Source organism: Pseudomonas sp. PDM31, from assembly GCF_019218965.1.
In the GTDB taxonomy this organism is placed as follows: Bacteria; Pseudomonadota; Gammaproteobacteria; order Pseudomonadales; family Pseudomonadaceae; genus Aquipseudomonas.
The window spans coordinates 611,699-629,964 of record NZ_JAHUWS010000001.1 but is presented as its reverse complement, the minus strand read 5'-3'; the positions used below and the strand labels follow the sequence as shown (position 1 = coordinate 629,964).

General features: G+C 60.2%; 16 protein-coding genes. 9 read left to right on the top strand and 7 right to left on the bottom strand.

Annotation, left to right across the window (positions count from 1 at the left end; translation table 11 throughout):
- The first annotated feature begins 1 nt into the window (after position 1).
- The 4 genes from KW839_RS02530 (at position 2) to KW839_RS02515 (ending at position 4,644) form a co-directional block, all read left to right on the top strand.
- On the top strand, positions 2 to 2,473 hold the full coding sequence (locus KW839_RS02530; protein WP_218423405.1) for an ABC transporter permease: 2,472 nt from the start codon (positions 2 to 4) through the stop codon (positions 2,471 to 2,473).
- A complete protein-coding gene (locus KW839_RS02525) occupies positions 2,463 to 3,536 on the top strand; it encodes a lipocalin-like domain-containing protein (protein ID WP_218423289.1) in 1,074 nt (357 codons plus the stop codon). The genes KW839_RS02530 and KW839_RS02525 overlap by 11 nt, the downstream gene beginning before the upstream one ends.
- Positions 3,537 to 3,600: 64 nt before the next feature.
- Positions 3,601 to 3,843 carry a hypothetical protein gene (locus KW839_RS02520; protein ID WP_218423288.1) on the top strand — a complete coding sequence of 81 codons (243 nt, stop codon included), beginning with the start codon at positions 3,601 to 3,603 and terminating at the stop codon, positions 3,841 to 3,843.
- Between the two features lie 222 nt (positions 3,844 to 4,065).
- Positions 4,066 to 4,644: a hypothetical protein gene (locus KW839_RS02515; protein ID WP_218423287.1), complete on the top strand. Its 579-nt coding sequence runs from the start codon at positions 4,066 to 4,068 to the stop codon at positions 4,642 to 4,644.
- Positions 4,645 to 5,047: 403 nt separating this feature from the next.
- Here KW839_RS02515 and KW839_RS02510 read toward each other — a convergent pair whose 3' ends face one another.
- From KW839_RS02510 to KW839_RS02500, 3 genes are all read right to left on the bottom strand, one after another.
- Positions 5,048 to 6,427 carry a VOC family protein gene (locus tag KW839_RS02510; RefSeq protein WP_218423286.1) on the bottom strand — a complete coding sequence of 460 codons (1,380 nt, stop codon included), beginning with the start codon at positions 6,425 to 6,427 and terminating at the stop codon, positions 5,048 to 5,050.
- A 110-nt stretch (positions 6,428 to 6,537) separates the two neighbouring features.
- Complete coding sequence (locus tag KW839_RS02505) at positions 6,538 to 7,494, bottom strand: alpha/beta fold hydrolase (RefSeq protein ID WP_060543685.1); 957 nt, start codon at positions 7,492 to 7,494, stop codon at positions 6,538 to 6,540.
- A 22-nt stretch (positions 7,495 to 7,516) separates the two neighbouring features.
- Positions 7,517 to 8,971: an NAD(P)/FAD-dependent oxidoreductase gene (locus KW839_RS02500; RefSeq protein WP_218423285.1), complete on the bottom strand. Its 1,455-nt coding sequence runs from the start codon at positions 8,969 to 8,971 to the stop codon at positions 7,517 to 7,519.
- Positions 8,972 to 9,231: 260 nt separating this feature from the next.
- Between KW839_RS02500 and KW839_RS02495 the strand changes: the two genes are divergently transcribed.
- Positions 9,232 to 10,305, top strand: coding sequence for a diguanylate cyclase (locus tag KW839_RS02495; protein WP_218423284.1), 1,074 nt, complete (start codon positions 9,232 to 9,234; stop codon positions 10,303 to 10,305).
- A 151-nt stretch (positions 10,306 to 10,456) separates the two neighbouring features.
- On the opposite strand, the gene KW839_RS02490 is transcribed toward KW839_RS02495, so the two are convergent.
- From KW839_RS02490 to KW839_RS02480, 3 genes are all read right to left on the bottom strand, one after another.
- Positions 10,457 to 11,326, bottom strand: a complete 870-nt coding sequence (locus KW839_RS02490; protein WP_060543674.1) for an oxaloacetate decarboxylase — start codon at positions 11,324 to 11,326, stop codon at positions 10,457 to 10,459.
- A gap of 192 nt (positions 11,327 to 11,518) precedes the next feature.
- A complete protein-coding gene (astA, locus tag KW839_RS02485) occupies positions 11,519 to 12,553 on the bottom strand; it encodes an arginine N-succinyltransferase (protein WP_218423283.1) in 1,035 nt (344 codons plus the stop codon).
- Between the two features lie 49 nt (positions 12,554 to 12,602).
- Positions 12,603 to 13,619 (bottom strand): arginine N-succinyltransferase, encoded by a 1,017-nt coding sequence (locus KW839_RS02480; RefSeq protein ID WP_218423282.1) that lies wholly within the window; start codon positions 13,617 to 13,619, stop codon positions 12,603 to 12,605.
- Between the two features lie 468 nt (positions 13,620 to 14,087).
- Here KW839_RS02480 and KW839_RS02475 point away from each other — a divergent pair, with 468 nt between their 5' ends.
- Positions 14,088 to 14,660: a histidine phosphatase family protein gene (locus KW839_RS02475; protein ID WP_218423281.1), complete on the top strand. Its 573-nt coding sequence runs from the start codon at positions 14,088 to 14,090 to the stop codon at positions 14,658 to 14,660.
- Complete coding sequence (cobF, locus tag KW839_RS02470) at positions 14,660 to 15,415, top strand: precorrin-6A synthase (deacetylating) (protein WP_218423280.1); 756 nt, start codon at positions 14,660 to 14,662, stop codon at positions 15,413 to 15,415. The genes KW839_RS02475 and cobF overlap by 1 nt, the downstream gene beginning before the upstream one ends.
- Positions 15,416 to 15,551: 136 nt before the next feature.
- Here the strand turns inward: cobF and ftrA are convergent, their stop codons facing one another.
- Entirely contained in the window at positions 15,552 to 16,520 is a 969-nt protein-coding gene (gene ftrA / locus KW839_RS02465) for a transcriptional regulator FtrA (RefSeq protein ID WP_218423279.1), read from the bottom strand.
- 103 nt (positions 16,521 to 16,623) lie between these two features.
- Here ftrA and KW839_RS02460 point away from each other — a divergent pair, with 103 nt between their 5' ends.
- Entirely contained in the window at positions 16,624 to 17,058 is a 435-nt protein-coding gene (locus KW839_RS02460) for a rhodanese-like domain-containing protein (protein ID WP_060543668.1), read from the top strand.
- A gap of 316 nt (positions 17,059 to 17,374) precedes the next feature.
- A complete protein-coding gene (locus KW839_RS02455; RefSeq protein WP_060543667.1) occupies positions 17,375 to 18,154 on the top strand; it encodes an ABC transporter substrate-binding protein in 780 nt (259 codons plus the stop codon).
- Positions 18,155 to 18,266 lie beyond the last annotated feature (112 nt).

The window sequence follows — 18,266 nt, the reverse complement described above, 5'->3', positions numbered from 1 at the left end:
TATGCGCATCTTCGGCGTCACCCTGCAGGCGCTGCTCAGTCATTGGCGGCGGCATCCGGTGCAGTTTTTCAGCGTGCTGACCGGTTTGTGGCTGGCGACCAGTCTGCTGGCGGGCGTGCAGGCGCTCAACAGCCAGGCGCGCGACAGCTATGCCCGGGCCAGCCAGTTGATCGGCGGTGAACCCCAGTCCAGCCTCAGCGCGCCGGGGGGCGGGACCTTTTCCCAGCAACTGTTCGTCGATCTGCGCCGCGCAGGGTGGCCGGTGTCACCACTGCTGCAAGGCCGGGTCACGCTCAAGGGCCATGAGGAGCAGCGTTTGCAGCTGATGGGCATCGAGCCGGTGTCGCTGCCGAGCGGGGCGGCGGTGGCAGGACAGGCTCTGGCCATCGAGCAGGTCGTTGGTTTTTTCAGTGCGCCGGGGCGCACCTGGATTGCGCCGCAGACCCTGCAGGCGTTGGCCATGCATGAGGGCGAGTGCCCGGTTGCCGCCAATGGCCAGGCATTACCCCCCCTGCAGGTCCAAGCTGAAATGGCCCCCGGCCTGCTGCTGATGGACATTGGTTTCGCCCAACAGGTGCTGGAGTTGCCGGGCCAGCTGTCGCGCCTGCTGCTGCCAAAGGACTTCAACGCGCCACTGCCCGAACCGTTCAAAGGCCAACTGCAGTTCAGGTCCGGCGGCGAAGAAAACAATCTGGCGCGCCTGACCGAAAGCTTCCACCTCAACCTCGATGCCCTGGGGGTGCTGTCGTTCGTGGTCGGGCTGTTCATCGTGCATGCCGCGATCGGCCTGGCGCTGGAGCAACGCCGGGGCCTGCTGCGGACCTTGCGCGCCTGCGGCGTCAGCGCGCGGATGTTGATCACCTGCCTCGCTGTCGAGCTCGGCGCGCTGGCCCTGATCGGCGGTGTGGCTGGGGTCGTCAGCGGCTACCTGCTGGCCGGTATGCTGTTGCCGGACGTCGCTGCCAGTTTGCGTGGGTTGTACGGCGCCGAAGTGGCGGGGCAGTTGAACCTGAGCCCTCTGTGGTGGTTGAGCGGCATCGGTCTGAGCCTGTTGGGTGCCTTGCTGGCCGGGGCGGGCAGTCTGCTGCGCGCCGCGCGTTTGCCCTTGTTGGCCCTGGCCGCCCCGCAAGCGTGGCATCAGGCTCATGCGCGGTGGTTGCGACGCCAGGCCTGGGCGGCGTGCCTGGCCGGAGTGATCGCGGTGCTGGCGCTGTTTTTTGGCGACAGCCTGGTCAGCGGCTTCGTGTTGATGGCTGCACTGTTGATCGGGGCCGCGCTGGCATTGCCGGTGCTGCTCAGTAGCGTGCTCAACCTTGGGTTGCAGCGCAGTCGCTCGGTGCTCGGGCAATGGTTTCTTGCCGATTGTCGTCAGCAATTGCCAAGCCTGAGCCTGGCCTTGATGGCGCTGCTGCTGGCATTGGCGGCGAACATCGGCGCCGGCAGCATGACCGGCGGTTTTCGCCAGACCTTCAGCGACTGGCTCGAGCAGCGGCTGACCGCCGAGCTGTACCTTAACCCTCAGGACCCGGCACAGGCCCGGGAGCTGCACAGCTGGCTCATACAGCAGCCGTATCTGACCGCGGTGCTGCCCAACTGGCAGGTGTCGATCCAGTTGCAGGGTTGGCCCGCAGAGGTGTTCGGCGTGATCGACCACCCGACCTATCGCCAGCACTGGCCGCTGTTGGAGACCCTCGACGAGCGGCCTTGGGATCATCTGGCCGGCGACGATACGCTGATGCTCAGTGAACAGCTGGCGCGGCGGCTGCGCCTGCATCTGGGCGACCACTTGACGCTGCCGACGCCAAACGGATCCTGGTCACCACGGATCGTCGGCATCTACGCCGATTACGGCAATCCCGGGGGGCACATCCTGGTCAATGCCAACCACCTGCTGCGCCACTGGCCGCAGCTTGCTCCCAAGCGTTTCAACCTGCGTATCGAGCCGGCGGCGATCCCGGTGTTCGTCACCGCGCTGCAGGCGCGCTTCAACCTGGACGACAGCCGCATTGTCGATCAGGCGCGGCTCAAGGACTGGTCCAGCCAGGTTTTCGAGCGCACCTTCGCCGCTACCGCTGCACTCAACAGTCTGACCCTGTGCGTGGCCGGGGTAGCATTGTTCATCAGTCTGCTGACTCAAAGCCAGAGCCGTCTAGGGCAACTGGCGCCACTTTGGGCGCTGGGCGTGACGCGTCGGCAACTGATGCTGCTCAATCTGGGGCAAACCTGGTTGCTGGCGCTGCTGACCCTGGTCCTGGCATTGCCGTTGGGCATCGTCCTGGCCTGGTGCCTGGATACGGTGATCAACGTGCAGGCTTTTGGCTGGCGCCTGCCGTTGCGGGTGTACCCGGTGCAATTGTTGCAGTTGATGGGGCTGGCGATAATGGCGACGCTGCTGGCTTCGGCGTGGCCGCTGTACAGCTTGTACCGCACGCAACCGGCGGACTTGCTGAGGACCTTTGCCCATGAGGATTAGAATTGGCCTGCTGCTGTTGGCAATGCTGGCTAGCGGTTGCGATCAAGTGCAGCCGCCGGAAAAAGGCTTCGCCGGGCTGGGCGACCAGGCCGCCACATTCAATCCGGTAGTGCCCGGTCGAGTGTTCAGCTTTCCGGCGGACCATGGCGCGCATGAAGGTTTTCGCATCGAGTGGTGGTACGTCACCGCCAACCTGAAGGACGATCAGGGCCGTGAGTTCGGTGCGCAATGGACGCTGTTTCGCAGCGCCCTGAGCGCCGTTCCACAAACCTGCGGCTGGAGTAATCAGACCATTTGGCTCGGCCACGCGGCGGTGACCTCGGCTACGGTGCATCACGCCGCGCAACGCTACGCCCGTGGTGGCGTGGGCCAGGCCGGGGTAAGCCTGCATCCGTTGATCGCGTGGATCGACGACTGGAGTTTGAGCAGTCAGGCGTCTGCCGACAATCCCTTGGCCGATGTGCGACTCAGCGCCCGTGACAAGGGGTTCAGCTACGAACTGCGGCTGACCTCGACGCTCCCTCTGGTGCTGCAGGGGGTCAAGGGATTCAGCCAGAAATCCGAACAGGGCCAGGCCTCGTACTATTACAGCCAGCCGTTCTTCCAGGCCAGCGGCACCCTGGAGATCGACGGCAAAACCTTCCAGGTCAACGGCCCGGCCTGGCTCGACCGCGAATGGAGCAGCCAACCGCTGACGGCCAACCAGACTGGCTGGGACTGGTTTTCCCTGCACCTGGCCGGAGGCGAACAGCTGATGCTCTATCGCATGCGGCAAAAGGACGGTGAGCCATACATCACCGGCACCTGGATCGACGCCCAGGGTCAGACGCAGCTATTGAGCGCCCGCGACATCCATCTCACGCCGCAAGAAACCGCCACGGTGGCCGGACGCAAGATGCCCATTCGCTGGTCGATCAGCATTCCCGAAAAACACGTCGATATCACCCTTACCGCGCTCAATCCGAATGCCTGGATGGATTTGCGCATTGCGTATTGGGAGGGGCCGGTGCGGCTCAGTGGCAGTCATGCAGGGCAGGGGTACCTGGAAATGACGGGGTACTGATTTTCCCCGGAACTCCCCATTGCGCACAACCTCTACCCTATTGAACCCCACGGGAGCCCATTTCATGAGCGACGACCTCAAGCCACCCGACCTCGCCTCGTGGCAGCGCCTGTTCGACGACAGGGCCTACTGGCAACAATCCCCCGATGCGCACTTCAGCGAACTGCAAAGGCTGGCCGATGATTTGCTGGGGCAGGGCGCCATCGACCTCGAACAGTGGCAGGCCCTTAAGGACAAGGCCGAGCAGTCCCACAAAGATTCGCCCGCCATCAATGTCACCGAGCAAGTGAATGACCCTCAAGCCTGAGGAGATACCTCGGGCCTTGGTCAAATCCCACACGGTAACGGTACGCTGCGATCCACTAACCTGACCTGAAGCAAGGAAAACGCTGAAAACACCCCTGTGGCGACTCCCTCGCGCAAGAAACAGCGAAAACTCCCGAAACACCGTCTATGCTCATCCCACACGCCGCGTTGAACCTAGGTACAGCGCGGTTTGTTGCCATTTACCACAGGGAAAGTTCACCTTATGAAACGTCACGCACTGACCAAAGCCATCGCTCTCGCTACCTTGCTGTCTACCACCAGCTTCGCTGCGGTTGCTGAAAATATTCCGCTGTCTTCCGTAGTGGTAGCTGAAAAGGTCACTACCACAGTCGTTTCGGTTGATGCCGCCAAGCATCATGTGGTGCTTAAGGGACCGGACGGTAATGAGTTCCCCGTGCAGTTGACCGACAAGGCGAAAAACCTCGACAAACTGAAAGCAGGCGACAAAGTCGACATCGAGGTCGCCAGCGCCGTCGTAGCCGACTTTGACACCGATGTCGACAAAGGCCTGCCGGGTACCGTTGAAAAAACCGGAGAAGTTCGCGCCGCACCAGGCAGCGACAGTCCAGGCGGCGAAGCTTACCGCCAGGTGCAAGTACAGCTGAAAATCACCGCAATTGACGTGAAGAAAAACCAGGTGACCTTCGAAAACCCGGCCGGCGAATCGAAAACCGTCGACGTCAAGAAACCAGAAGTCCAGGCGAAACTCAAAGACATGAAAGTCGGGCAAACCGTCAATGTCACCTACACCGATATCTTGAAAGTGACCAGCGCGCACTAAGCCTTGCGCAACAGACCAACACGTTGATTGTTCTTGTACAGATTTTTTGTACAAGAACAATCAAACTTGTATGTTCTAACCGGTGAGTTTATGTCGGTTGTCTCTTAGTATGTAAGTCGACATGTTGTTAAGTCATGTTGTTAAATATTGTGTCGAAAATTTCATCTTTATTTCGCGCGCACAATTACCCACTTCTACTAAAATACTTTTCGTTCGCCCGGTGTCACGGCTCTTTACCAGTGCATGGATTGCCGAGGTCATTACACTGGGCGGACCCTTTTATCAAAAAAATCTTTATCAAAAATTTCAGGTATATAAAAGGGCGACTTGAAAGTCGCCCTTTTTTCATACCGTTTTTTACAATTGTTTTTTGTGCATTGCCCAAGCCAGGTTTTCTCTAGCGTTACTGATCCAGTGCCGCAAAACACTGTTCGATCGATCGCCGCTGACTTTCGGCATACAACCCCAGTTCATCAATGGTCGAACGCCCCAGGGCCGCTTCAAACACTTGCTGGTTGGAGTGCACGCCATAATGGGTTTGAGCCGAGTCTCCCAGATTCGACTGAAATATCCCCGCCGCACTGACCGGCAGGAAGTCTTCGTACACCAGGGGTTCTATCCGCAGATAACCGTTCTCCAGCAAAGCCTCCAGAGTCAAGGTTTTGAGGTTGCTTGCGGCCAGGCCTTTATCGGTCACGAAGTAGCGGAAATACGCCAGATCCTGTTGGCGCATGCCTTCGTAGCTGTCGGGGAATTCACTGAAATGTTGCGCCATCAGTGCGTTGTAGCGCGCGGCGTTGGCTTCGTTGGGGAAGTCCTTGAGTTCGTCCCGGGCGGCATTGAGCAAGCGGTCGTAAAGCGCTCGGCCCTTGGGGGTGAGGGCGGCGCCGCGTTGTTCTATTTCTCCGAAGCGGGCGCTGTGGCTGCCGCGAGCATCGGCTTGATCGTTGAAGGCGATGGGCTCGTCCAGGGCTTTGAAACTGGTCTGGCGCAGCAGGATCGGGCACTGCCGGCGAGGTGGGCCTTCGATCACTGCTTTGGGGGTGATGCCGTGGGCCGGCATCTGCGTCTGGACGATGTCGATGTCCAGGGTGCGCGGCGTGAGGTGGTTGATGTGCGGGCCCTTGAACGCCACCACGTCGGCAACCAGGCGATGCTGGGCACTGAGTTGTTGATACTGTTCGCCGGTGACGGTGGCGCTGTGATGCCAGCGGAAGGTTTCCAGTGCCTCTTTGACGAAGTCTGCGGCCTCCTGTTCGGTCAGGCCTCCCTGGTTTTCGGCCCGCTCGATGAGGGCGAGTGCCGCCGGGGTAAAGATCGAGCGTTGGTCGAGTACAGACTGGGCGAACGCCCGCAGCTGCGGGTCTTCAATGAGTTCCAGGCGCAGCAGCGAGGTGAATACGCGAAACGGACTGACCTGCAACGACGCCTCATGCACGGCGCGAAATGCCGTGGAATGCACCGGCACCCCGGCCGGGGTCAGGTCGTAATAGCCCACCGGCAACATGCCCATCACCGCGAACAGGCGGGCGAGGGTGGCCAGTTCGGCGGCGGTACCGACGCGAATCGCCCCGTGCCGTTCCAGGTCCAGGCGTTCGATTTCACCGGTGTTGTGCAGTTGTCGCGCGATGTCCGGGGCGCTATCGAGCACCCCGCGGTTGGTTTGCTCCACCAGTTCCATCAACGCGCCGTATAACGGCACTTCTTCGCGGTACATGTCGGACATCGCTTTGGAGAAGCGTTGACGGATCAGGTCAGGGCTGACGAAGCTTGGCTGGTTCATGAACAGGATTCCTGGCACGGTGACGTAGAGTATGCGCAAAAGATCGCAGCCTTCAGCGACGCCGACAAACGAAGTTTCTGACGAACTTCATTCTGCAAACGACTGAACGCTCAGTGCAGTCGTTGATCCTGCGGGCTCTCCGAACGCAGCGATGCCAAAAACTCGCGATAAAGATGCGCCGTCCCGGAAGGCGCTTCGACCATGGGCATGTGGCCGACGGCATCCCATATGTGTACGCGCAGGTCGGCGATACCCTTGCTCCAGATCGCCACGCTGCTGACGTCGATCAGCCGGTCCTTGCGTCCCCACAGCAGCAGCGCCGGCGCGGTAATGTCGGGCAGCATGGGTTCCATCGACGGGCTGGCGCGAAAATCGCGGAAGATTTCCTCCAGTTCATCGCGCGATTGTTCGTAGCGCTGGGCGATGGCGTCGAGCACCACCTTGGGCACCCATGGCGGCGTGGCCATGGTCATGGCGTAGAAGCTGCGGAACTCTTCGCGTGAGTGAATCAGAAACGGGTTGTGGCCCTTGGCCAAATGCCGCTCCAGGTCACTCGGCTCCGGGGAGGTCACGCCGGCCGGGTCGATCAGGGCGAGCGAAACGATCCGCTCCGGGTACGTCGCCGCCAGCCAGGCAGCCAGGTAGCCGCCCATCGAATTGCCGATCACATGGACTTTCTCGACCCCGCAGACATCAAGCAACTGGATCATGCGCTTGGCCTGCAGCGCAATGTCGTAGCCGCCGCCGGCCTTGAAACCGGTTTCGCCGTGGCCGGCGATATCCGGGATGATCACCCGGTGGCTGCCGACAAAGTGTCGGGCGAAGCGCAGCCAGATGTTCTTGTCGGCGCTGAAGCCGTGGAGCATCAGGACATTGCTGGTAGCTTCATAGGGCCCCCCTTGCCAGGTCGAAACGGTCATCTCGGCAATGGGCACGACGATTTTATGCAGCCGATACAGCTTGGCCTCGGCCGCCATGTTCAAGTCATAAAGCCAGTAGCCTATGGCCGGGTAAGTCAGCCAGCTCCAGGCCGCGAAAACTGCGATAACGACGACCAGTAAAAGCATCACGCGTCTCCCTTTTCAGTGCTCAGGACAAAATGTGATCGGCGGGTTTCAGGGCTCGGGTCAAGCGGTGGTAGCTGAAACTGAACCCCGGAAACATGGCGATCACATGACCGCTCCTGCTTTGATACCAACTGTGGCATCCACCGGATTTCCATACAGTGCGCTCCATTTCCCGGTGAATCATTTCAGTGTAGGTACGTTCCGCCTCGGGGCGAACTTCGATGGAGCGCAAACCCCGGGTTTGCAAGGTGCGAATGCAATCAAGGATGTAGTTCATCTGGGATTCGATGATGAACAGCGCCGATGTATGGCCAATCCCGGTGTTCGGGCCGGTCACGATAAACAGGTTGGGAAAGTCCGGCAGGGCGGTGCCGAGGTAGGCACGCGGGTACTGCGCCCAGACATCCTTGAGGCGGGTGCGGTTTTTCCCCGTTACCGGGTAGGAAATCACCCCGTCGGTGGCGTCGTAGCCAGTGGACCAGACGATCAGATCGACATCGATATGCTGGCCGTCCCGAGTGATGATGCCGGTTTCGTCGAGGGCGGCGATGCCTTGCTCGCGGCTGTGCAGCGTCACATTGCTGCGGCCCAGCGCCGGGTAGAGGGTGCTTGAGACGATCACCCGCTTGCAGCCGATGCTGTAGTCCGGCGTCAGTTTGCGCCGCAGTTCAGCGTCCGGCACCTGACGCTTGATAAAGCGCAGGGCATGCTGCTGGACCATGCGCACGGCAGGTTTGGAGTACTTGAAGGCGATCACCCGGGTTTCGAACTGCCAGTAGATCATCCAGCGCAGCAGCTTGTAGGCGGGTTTGAGGCCGAGCAGCCAACGCTGGAAGCGCCCGAAGGTGCGGTCAGCACGGGGTAATACCCAGTGCGGCGTGCGCTGGAAGACGTGCAAGTGCTCGACGTCCGGGGCAATCGTCGGGATCACCTGTGCCGCACTGGCGCCACTGCCGACGATGGCCACGCGTTTTTGCCGATAGTCGTAGGAATGATCCCAGTTGTTGGTATGAAACGTCTTGCCCTGAAATCGCTCCTGGCCGTCGAAATGCGGTATCACCGGTTGGCTCAGCGGCCCGCTGGCATTGATCAGAAATTGCGCGCAGAACGTGCCTTTGCCGGCGGTGTGCACGGTCCAGTGGCGCTGTTGCTCGTCCCATTCGACGCCCAGCACATCGGCGCCCAGTTCGACCTTGTCCTGCAGGCCGAACTGCTTGGCCACATGGTGGGTGTAGCGGTGCAGTTCGGCTTGGCCGGCAAACATCTGCGTCCAGCGGTAGGGCGCGAACGACAGCGAATACAGGGGCGAGGGTACGTCGACCGCCGCGCCGGGATAGGTGTTCTGGCACCAGGTGCCACCGAAGAAGTCCCGCCGCTCCAGCAGGCGAATATCGGTGATGCCTGCCTTGAGTAAATTGATCGCTGCGCACTGGCCGCCAAATCCGCTGCCGATGATCAACACTTGAAAGATCTGCATGGTCTTCCTTTTTATTGTTTTTTCCCCAACTCCACATTCATGTATAGACCGATGTAGGCGCTGTCGCAGGCTGGGATCTTTTGATCTTGTCTTTTGGCGCTTTGAGCGTCCCCAACGCTCGAAAGAGCACAGCCTGCGCTAGCCATTCGTGCCCAGGGGTGGCGGCCGCCAGCCGGTGATGGCTATTTAACCTCGCCCTGATAAACTCCAGCATGAAAGAGGCACAGTGATCCGGTTCCGTCCAGTGGCACAGAGGCCCCATGGAAAAAGCTGCAGTACAAGGAATTTCCCTGGCCAGGAGGCTCTATACGTCGCGAACCCTCGGGCTTCTCCTTGGATTGCTGTGCGTGGGCGCGGCAATGTACCCGCTGGACCCGCCACCCTGGGCCTGGGAGGTGATGCTGGTCAATGCGCTGCTCTGGCCCCATCTGGCGTACCAATGGGCACGTCGTGCCCGGGCGCCTTATCACGCCGAGCACCGCAATCTGCTGATAGATGCCTTCATGGGTGGTTTCTGGATTGCCGCGATGCAGTTCAACCCGCTGCCCAGCGCCACCACCATTTCCATGATGGCAATGAACAACGTGGCCATTGGCGGCCTGCGTTTTCTGCTGGCGGGCACTGCAGCCCAGGTGCTGGGGATTGGCGTCGGCCTGCAGATTTTCGCCCCGGCCTTCATTCCGGCGACCAGCCCGCTGCAGCTTTACGCCTGTTTACCCTTGCTGTGTTTTTATCCGCTGTTGCTGGGCTGGATCTGCTTTCGGCAAGCCCACACGCTCGGCCGTCAGAAGCGCGAATTGCTGGCCCTGAGCCGTACCGACAGCCTGACCGGGCTGCTCAATCACGGTGCCTGGAAGGATCAGCTGGAAATCGAATTCCAGCGCTGCAAGCGCCAGCACAAGGGCGGGGCCATCGCGTTGATCGACATCGACCATTTCAAAGCCATCAACGACACCTATGGCCATGTGGCCGGTGACATCGTATTGCGCCAGCTCGGCAAAATGCTCAGGCAGAACCTGCGCGCGGCCGATGTCGGCGGACGTTACGGTGGTGACGAGTTCTGCGTGATCCTTCCCGACCTGCCACTGGACCGTGCGGCGGCGGTCATGGATGCCCTGCGCAATCGCTTTGCGACACTGGGCTATGAGCAGGATCCGGCCCTCAAGGTCAGCCTGAGCATCGGGCTGGCGGCGTTTGACCCGCAGCATTCTGACGCCACCCTCTGGCTCAACGACGCCGATCACGCGCTGTACGAAGCCAAGACCACCGGGCGTAACCGCGTGATCTGCTGTGGGGATGGCAAATCCGAGCCTGAACTGCTGGATTTGCTGTGAGTGATCAGATGTAGCAACCGACGCCTTCGCGAGCAAGCCCGCTCCCACACTGAATCTGTGGCGAACATGACATTTGTGCGCAACGAAGGGCCAGTGTGGGAGCGGGCTTGCTCGCGAAGGCGGCTGACCGGTTTACACCTGCATCAGGCTGTCATTCCTTCACACTCATGAACTCTTTCGCCCAACGGATATATTCTTCCGGCTGGGTGTAGGTATGGGTCAGTTCGGTCGCGTTCAGGTCCGACGCCTGGGTGAAGATCTGGCGTTGTTCACGCAAGCAGTCGTAGGTGGCCTTGATTGCCGCGAAGTAGGCGCCGTGGCCGTCGATGGTCACGCGCACGCCCAGTTCCGCCAAGCGCTGGTCATCGCGCAGCAATGGGTTGCCGTAGGTCACCAGCATCAGCGGCACGCTCAGGTGCTCGGCGATCTGCTCCAGGTGATCGAAATCCTTTACCCCGACCATGCAAATGCCATCCGCACCGGCCGCCTGATATTGCCGGGTGCGGCTGATGATTTCCTGGACCGGCAGGATCCCCGCGTGGGTGCGGGCGATGATCGCCATTTCCGTGTCGACACGGGCTTCCAGCGCGGCGCGGATCTTGCCGACACCTTCGGCTACCGAGATCAGGTCGGTGGATTTACGCCCGAACTGGGCTGGCAGCAGGGTGTCTTCGATGGTCAGGGCGGCGATGCCGGCGCGTTCAAGCTCGACAATGGTGCGCATGACATTGAGTGCATTGCCATAACCGTGGTCGGCGTCGGCAATCACCGGTAGTTGGGCGACACGGCCGATGCGGGTGGCCTGCTCGGCGAATTCGCTGAGGGTGATCAAGGCAAAGTCGGGTGCCCCCAGTACTTGCAACGACGCGACCGAGCCACCGAGGATCCCGACTTCGAAGCCCAGATCGGCGGCGATGCGCGCCGACATAGGGTCGAAAACCGAAGCGGTGTGGTAACAGGTGTTGGACGCGAACAGTTGACGAAAATTACGGCGCAAATCTTGATGAGAAAGCCTGGACATATGAGTTCCACCAATGGAATGGAAAGGCTTGAGCAAAAGTGTCAACGCCGAAGGAACAAAAGGCTATCACGAGGGGGGGCAACAATGATGACGAATTTGCAAGCCACGACCGAATGCGCCCGACCGTTGTGACAGCGGGCAAGAGGAAAGTCTTGCTTGTAGCGTATCTCGACAATCACTACAGGGCGGCGATCATGCCGCCACCGCTCGCTGGCGCTGGTTGAGCAACGGCACTGCGCGTACCGAATCGCCAGGCTGCAGTTGCAGGCGCTTGGCGGTCTGGCGATCAACCATCAGGCTGTTGCCCGCCAGCCTGCCAGGGGCAGTGGTAATGCGGCAGTTTTCCAGCCGGCGGTTGTGGATCAGCCAGTGGGGCGAATGTTCATCGACTGAACCCACGGCCAGGAGCAGCGCCTGACTGTCACGCACGGTACGGATAGCCGAAAGCGGGGCTTCGATAACCGGGCCGGCGTCGAAGATGTCGATGTAGCCCTGGTGGGTAAAACCCTCGTCGGTGAGGATCTTCAATGTCGCTGCGTTGTCCGGATGGACCTTGCCGATGACGGCCTGGGCCTGTTCGGTCAGCAGGCAGGTATAGAGCGGCTGGCGGGGCATCAGTTCGGCGATGAATGACTTGTTGCCCAGCCCCGACAAGTGATCGGCGTGCTTGAAGTCCATCTTGAAAAAATGCCGGCCCAGGCTGTCCCAGAACGGCGAGCAGCCATGTTCGTCGGCGCAGCCGCGCAGTTCGGCGATGAGTTTATCGCCGAACAGGTGGGCAAATTCGGCGACAAACAACAGGCGCCCCAGTGCCAGCAGCCGGCCGTTGGTCCCGTGGCGCTGATCGGGCCGCAAGTACAAAGAGCTGATTTCCGATTGCCCGGTCATTTCATTGTTCGGGAACAGGGTCGGGATCTGGCGCTGGATACCCAGGCCCGGTGATGAGCTGACCGTCAACCCGACGCGGTAGTTGTACCAGGGCTCACGCATCCCGATCCCGCCGGTCAAGGCGCTGACGCCGAGAATTTGCTGCTCGTCGTCTTCGAGCACGAACAGGTAATCGGCGTCGGCACGATCGACCTGTTCGGCGAAGGTCCGCTGGGCCCAGCGAACCCGGTGGGTCACGCGTTCTTCACTGGCTTGCAGGCTGGTCAATTCCGGGCCGGCCTGGCGCGCCAGCATCAGCAAGGCGGGCAGGTCAGTGATCTGAACCGGGCGAACAATCATGCTGCAGTTCCTTCTTCATGAATGCGTGGTTGTACCTGTCGGGTCATGCTCACAGGGCGATCAGGCGGACCGGGCTGCCCGCGGTGACTTTCAAGGCTGCGCACATGGCTGCATCGAGGGTCACCGACTGGCCGGCGATGGGGCCCAGGTCGGCGACGATGGCCCGGTAATCACCCAGGGATTCATTGCTGACAAGGTAGGTGCCCGTGGCATCGATGATTGTTCCAGGCTGCGCAATCCCCCTTTGGCTGTGGGCGATGGAACGGATATTCGCGGTGCGCGCGTACAGCGTCGGGCCGCCATCGAAAAGATCGACATAGCTGTTGGTTTCGAAGCCTTCACGTTCAAGGATATCGAAGGCTTCCTGGCCATCGGGGTGGATTCTACCGATACAGTCCTGTGCGGCCTGGGGCAGCATGGGCACATAAATCGGGTATTGCGGCATCAATTCGGCGAGGAACGTCCGGCTCTCCAGGCCACACAACCGTTCGGCCTCCACATAAGGCAGGTCGAAGAAATGCTTGCCCACGGCATCCCAGAACGGCGATTGCCCCTGATCGTCGCTGAAGCCGACAATTTCGGTAATCACCGCCTCGGCAAAGCGCCGGGCGTGGGCGGCGATGAACAGCAGGCGCGCCCGCGACAGCAATTCGCAATACACCGTTCGCGAGAGCGGTGGGTCAATATGCAAACCGCGCAGCAAGGTGTGAGCGCTGAGGTCTTGGCACAACGACAACGCCGAGACGCCGTGCTCGATGTTCAGCTCCCGCGAGGCGCTGGTGAAGTCGCGGTTGCGCAGGCTGTAGAACGGCTCGCCGGGGCCGGCTGTGGCGAGAATTTCCGAACAGCCCGCCAGGCGCCGAGTCGTCAGGTCTTCTAGCACGAACAGGTAATTTTCCGTGCCCTGATGCTGCACGTCCTGGTCGAAAGAGGCACGGGAGCCGAGAATCTTCTCGCGCAACCGTTCACTATCGTCGGGCAGCGACGTGACGCCCACGAGGCTTTCGCGAGCCAGACGCTGCAACTGGGGGAGGTCGGTCAGTTCGACGGGACGCAAGACCAGCATGGAGATACTCCTGTATCAATGGATTCGGTGGTCTAGCCGCCGAACCCGACTATCACTGTCGGTTTTCCACACATTAAATCGGCAGTCGTCTGAACGTTTGTCAGGCGCTGCTCTTTTTCTTGTCAGACGCTTCCGGGTTTAACGACGTTGAACCTGGCGGACGCCAGAATATTCAGGTTGAGGCGATAGCGTGGTGGAACTGCTGATCGAATCATTGAGATAGGGCATCCGGGCTCCTGCTGGATGAGGGGAAAGTACGTTTCTACAATCCGTTGAAAACAGTATTTAATTATCGAGTATTGCCTGTCTAGTTAATTTACGCTCGGGCTACGCGTGCCCGAAAATGGGGCGAAATGCAGCGGCGTCGATCAGCAAAAGCAAACACCCCGGTACGACCTTCTTGCGGCACAATTGCATAATCAATGATGGTGCAATGCCGTTTCCCTTCCCGTGGATAGAGTGATCTTTGTGCAGGCGACCCGTTTGACCCTGATGTGCCACGCTCGAACAGTCGCACAGAAACTGGCGCGTTTTCCTGTGGACGAACCCTTGGAACCGGATTGGCAAGGGGCTCAAGGCTCGCGTCGTCATCAGTTCGATGACGCAGCGCTTTTGCTGTGCGGCCCGGAACTGCGCACACGGCAAACCGCTGGCTTGTTTGGCCGTGACCCGCAGGTTGTCGAGGCGCTGAGGGACTGTGATTTCGGACGCTGGAAAGGCATGCGCATTGGTGATTTGCAAAAAACCGAACCGCTGGTACTCCAGCAATGGCTCGACGACCCGGCGTCGGCACCCCATGGAGGCGAGTCGGTGGCTCAACTCGGCGAGCGGGTGGCCGCCTGGCTGACTTCCTTGCAGGGGCAATCGGCACGGATCGTTGCCATCACCCACCCCTTTGTCATTCGCGCGGCGTTGACTCAGGTGTTGCAGGGCGCCTGCGCCAATCAGATTGACGTCGAACCGCTGGCGACCGTCGAGTTGAGGTTCCATGGTCGCTGGCGGCTCCGCTTGCCCGGCACCGATCCCGAGGAAAGGCACTGATGAAAAGACTATTGGTGATCGGCATTGGCGCCGGTCATCCCGACTACATCACGATGCAGGCCGTGAAGGCGTTGAATCAGGTCGACGTGTTTTTTCTCTTGGACAAGGGGGAGAGCAAACACAAGCTGATCGACCTGCGCCGGGAAATCTGCGAGCGCTACATCAGCGGTCATCCATACCGTTTTGTCGAAGCGCTCTGCCCTGAGCGCGAACGCGGCGATCCGGACTACAGGTCCAGTGTCGATGATCTTAACCTTGGCAAGCAGAAAACCTTCGAGCGCCTGATCAACGAGGAACTGGCTGATGACCAGTGTGCAGGTATTCTGGTCTGGGGCGACCCGGCGCTGTACGACAGTACGATTCGCATCCTGCAGGCGATTGTGGCGTCAGGTGCCTGTGTTTTCGAGTTCGAAGTGATACCCGGGATTACCAGCGTCCAGGCCCTGGCGGCGCAACACAAGGTCGCGCTCAATCAGATCGGCCGCTCGGTCGAGATCACCACGGGGCGGCGCCTGACGGCAGGGCAGGTGAGCGATGCCGACAGCCTGGTGGTGATGCTCGATGCGCAGGATGCCTACCGGCAGGTGGTGGATCAGGAGACGGAGATTTTCTGGGGAGCTTACCTGGGCACGCCGGACGAAATCCTTATCAGCGGCAAACTCAAGGATGTGGCGGATGAAATCGAGCGGGTGCGCAAGGCGGCCCGACTGGCCAATGGCTGGATCATGGATACTTATCTGCTGCGCAAGCCCTGAATTTCGGAGTGGTCAGGCTGGCCCCTTCGCGAGCAAGCCCGCTCCCACACTGGATCTTCGTTGCACACAAATGTGGTGTTCGCCACAGATCCAATGTGGGAGCGGGCTTGCTCGCGAAGGGGTCCTTGAAATCACCTCAAATACAGGATTTGTGCCCAAACCGCTCCCGATACACCGATGGCGGCACCCCGACCACACTGCGAAACGCCACCCGGAAACTTTCCACCGAGCGATAACCACAGCGCTGGGCAATCTGCTCGGTGTTCTGGTCGGTGCTTTCGAGCAATTCACGGGCGCGACCGAGGCGCTCATGCTGCAACCAGGTCTTCGGTGACTGGCCGCTGGCTTCGCTGAAGCGGCGCAGGAACGTGCGTTCACTCATGGCCGCTTCGCTGGCCAGGTCGCGGACTTCCAGCGGTTCATGCAGGCGTTCGCGCGCCCACTGCATGACCCGGGAAAGATCGCTGCGCGGCGCAGGGCTTACAGGGGTTGGAATGAATTGCGCCTGCCCACCGCTGCGCTGGGGCGACATGACCAGTCGCCGCGCCACCGAGTTGGCGACCTGGGTGCCGAAATCCCGCGCCACCAGATGCAGGCAGGCATCGATGCCCGCCGCGCTGCCGGCAGAGGTGATCAACTGGCCGGAATCGACATAGAGCACGTCCGGGTCCACCAGAATATTGGGGAAGCGCTCGGCCAGTTCATCGGTATAGCGCCAATGGGTGGTAGCGCCATGGGCGTCGAGCAGACCGGTGGCCGCGAGCACGAACACGCCGGAGCAGATCGACAGCAATCGAGCGCCGCGGGCATGGGCCCGGCGCAGGGCGTCGAGTAGTTCCTCGGGCACCGCCGCGCTGCGATCGCGCCAGCCTGGAATGATGATGGTGCGAGCCTCTGTGAGCAGTTCCATACCGCCATCGGCCAGCACCTGGATGCCGCCCATCGCACGCATCGGGCCTTGATCGACGGCGACGATCCGGTGCTCGTACCACGGGAAGTCGAAATCCGGCCGGCACAGGCCGAAGATCTCCACGGCGATGCCGAACTCGAAGGTACAGAGGCCGTCGTAGGCCAGAATCGCGACGAGTCCTGGGGCAGATTGCATATTGGCGGAAAGTTCCCGGTCGATGTCTTGTACGCCACTGTAGCTGCAAGTGGCAGGCAGATAAAGTCTTCCCACACCCACCGACACTTTGGAGTACCCCCCCATGCCCAGTCTGGTCCGCGAAATACCTGCCGCCCCATCGGCCATTGCCCTGATGCACTTTACCAATCGCCTGACGTTCGAAACCGATTGTTCCGACGTCCACGCCAGTCAGGAGGCCGGCGAAGTCGATTTCATCCTGGTGGACGTACGTGGCCCGCTGGCGTTCGAACGGGGTCATGTACCGGGAGCTATCAATATTCCGGGGCGCCAGCTTACCGCCGAAAGTCTGGCGAATTATTCGAAGTCGAGCTTGTTCGTGGTCTATTGCGCCGGGCCCCACTGCAACGGCGCGAACAAGGCTGCGGTGAAGCTGGCGGCACTCGGCTACCCCGTCAAAGAGATGATCGGCGGGGTGACTGGGTGGCTGGATGAGGGGTTTGAGTTGAATGTTGCGGCGCAACCATCTGCCAAAGCCGTTATCGGATGCGAATGTTGAAGTAGCACATAGATCGTCAGAAGGCTTCCTGCAGCTGCGGACGGTCTTTTGACGTTGCCGCTCAGAACTGCCCGAAAATGGGCAGTTTTTGCTTAAAGCGGGAAATTATCTGACAGTCTTTTGCACCGCCATGGCGCGTACTTTTGAATGCTGCATCACACAAGCCGATTTTCATAAGTATTTGTCGCTTGCACGCAATTTAGCCTCCTGTTGCCGCTCTAGACTGCCGGCCACTTCGATTTTCGCTCACAAGGCGACGTTCGAAAGCTGAGAGTCGAAAGCTGCCAATAAAAGCCTCCGCACGCAGGAGTTATAAATGAAAAAGCTAGTGATGTTCGGTGCCCTGGCACTGTCGATGTTGTCCCTGACCGCCGTGGCCGAAGACGCCAAGCCGATCCGCATCGGTATCGAAGCCGGTTACCCGCCATTCTCGATGAAAACCCCTGACGGCAAACTCACCGGTTTCGATGTGGACATCGGCGATGCCCTGTGCGAGCAGATGAAAGTGAAGTGCACTTGGGTCGAGCAGGAATTCGACGGCCTGATCCCGGCACTCAAGGTCAAGAAAATCGACGCCATCCTGTCGTCCATGACCATTACCGACGATCGCAAGAAGAACGTCGATTTCACCAACAAGTACTACCACACCCCTGCGCGCTTCGTGATGAAGGAAGGTTCCGACGTCAAGGACCCGCTGACCGAACTCAAGGGCAAGAAAGTCGGCGTACTGCGCGCCAGTACCCATGACCGTTTCGCCACCGAAGTGCTGCAACCGGCAGGCATTGTCCTGGTGCGTTACGGTTCCCAGCAGGAAGCCAACCTGGATATGGTGTCCGGTCGCATCGACGCGCTAATGGCCGACTCGGTCAACCTGGACGACGGTTTCCTGAAAACCGACGCCGGTAAAGGTTTCGCTTTCGTCGGCCCTGAGTACAACGATCCGAAATACTTCGGTGGCGGCGCCGGCATTGCCGTGCGCAAGGGTGATACCGCCCTGGCCGAGCAGTTCAACACCGCCATCTCCGAAATCCGCGCCAACGGCAAGTACAAGCAAGTGCAGGACAAGTACTTCAAGTTTGACGTTTACGGCGAATAACCAAGCCGTTCAAAAAAATGGCAACCGTTGACGCGGTTGCCATTTTTTTTGTGCAATCATTTTCAGCGCTAAGAGACCTGTAGGCGCGATTCAATGTGGCAAGTGGCCTTGT

What these genes read in the sequence shown, in the direction of transcription:
- KW839_RS02530 (WP_218423405.1), top strand. Translation starts at nt 2, where the DNA reads ATGCGCATCTTCGGCGTCACCCTGCAGGCGCTGCTCAGTCATTGGCGG.
- KW839_RS02525 (WP_218423289.1), top strand. Translation starts at nt 2,463, where the DNA reads ATGAGGATTAGAATTGGCCTGCTGCTGTTGGCAATGCTGGCTAGCGGT.
- KW839_RS02520 (WP_218423288.1), top strand. Translation starts at nt 3,601, where the DNA reads ATGAGCGACGACCTCAAGCCACCCGACCTCGCCTCGTGGCAGCGCCTG.
- KW839_RS02515 (WP_218423287.1), top strand. Translation starts at nt 4,066, where the DNA reads ATGAAACGTCACGCACTGACCAAAGCCATCGCTCTCGCTACCTTGCTG.
- KW839_RS02510 (WP_218423286.1), bottom strand. Translation starts at nt 6,427, where the DNA reads ATGAACCAGCCAAGCTTCGTCAGCCCTGACCTGATCCGTCAACGCTTC.
- KW839_RS02505 (WP_060543685.1), bottom strand. Translation starts at nt 7,494, where the DNA reads ATGCTTTTACTGGTCGTCGTTATCGCAGTTTTCGCGGCCTGGAGCTGG.
- KW839_RS02500 (WP_218423285.1), bottom strand. Translation starts at nt 8,971, where the DNA reads ATGCAGATCTTTCAAGTGTTGATCATCGGCAGCGGATTTGGCGGCCAG.
- KW839_RS02495 (WP_218423284.1), top strand. Translation starts at nt 9,232, where the DNA reads ATGGAAAAAGCTGCAGTACAAGGAATTTCCCTGGCCAGGAGGCTCTAT.
- KW839_RS02490 (WP_060543674.1), bottom strand. Translation starts at nt 11,326, where the DNA reads ATGTCCAGGCTTTCTCATCAAGATTTGCGCCGTAATTTTCGTCAACTG.
- astA (WP_218423283.1), bottom strand. Translation starts at nt 12,553, where the DNA reads ATGATTGTTCGCCCGGTTCAGATCACTGACCTGCCCGCCTTGCTGATG.
- KW839_RS02480 (WP_218423282.1), bottom strand. Translation starts at nt 13,619, where the DNA reads ATGCTGGTCTTGCGTCCCGTCGAACTGACCGACCTCCCCCAGTTGCAG.
- cobF (WP_218423280.1), top strand. Translation starts at nt 14,660, where the DNA reads ATGAAAAGACTATTGGTGATCGGCATTGGCGCCGGTCATCCCGACTAC.
- ftrA (WP_218423279.1), bottom strand. Translation starts at nt 16,520, where the DNA reads ATGCAATCTGCCCCAGGACTCGTCGCGATTCTGGCCTACGACGGCCTC.
- KW839_RS02460 (WP_060543668.1), top strand. Translation starts at nt 16,624, where the DNA reads ATGCCCAGTCTGGTCCGCGAAATACCTGCCGCCCCATCGGCCATTGCC.
- KW839_RS02455 (WP_060543667.1), top strand. Translation starts at nt 17,375, where the DNA reads ATGAAAAAGCTAGTGATGTTCGGTGCCCTGGCACTGTCGATGTTGTCC.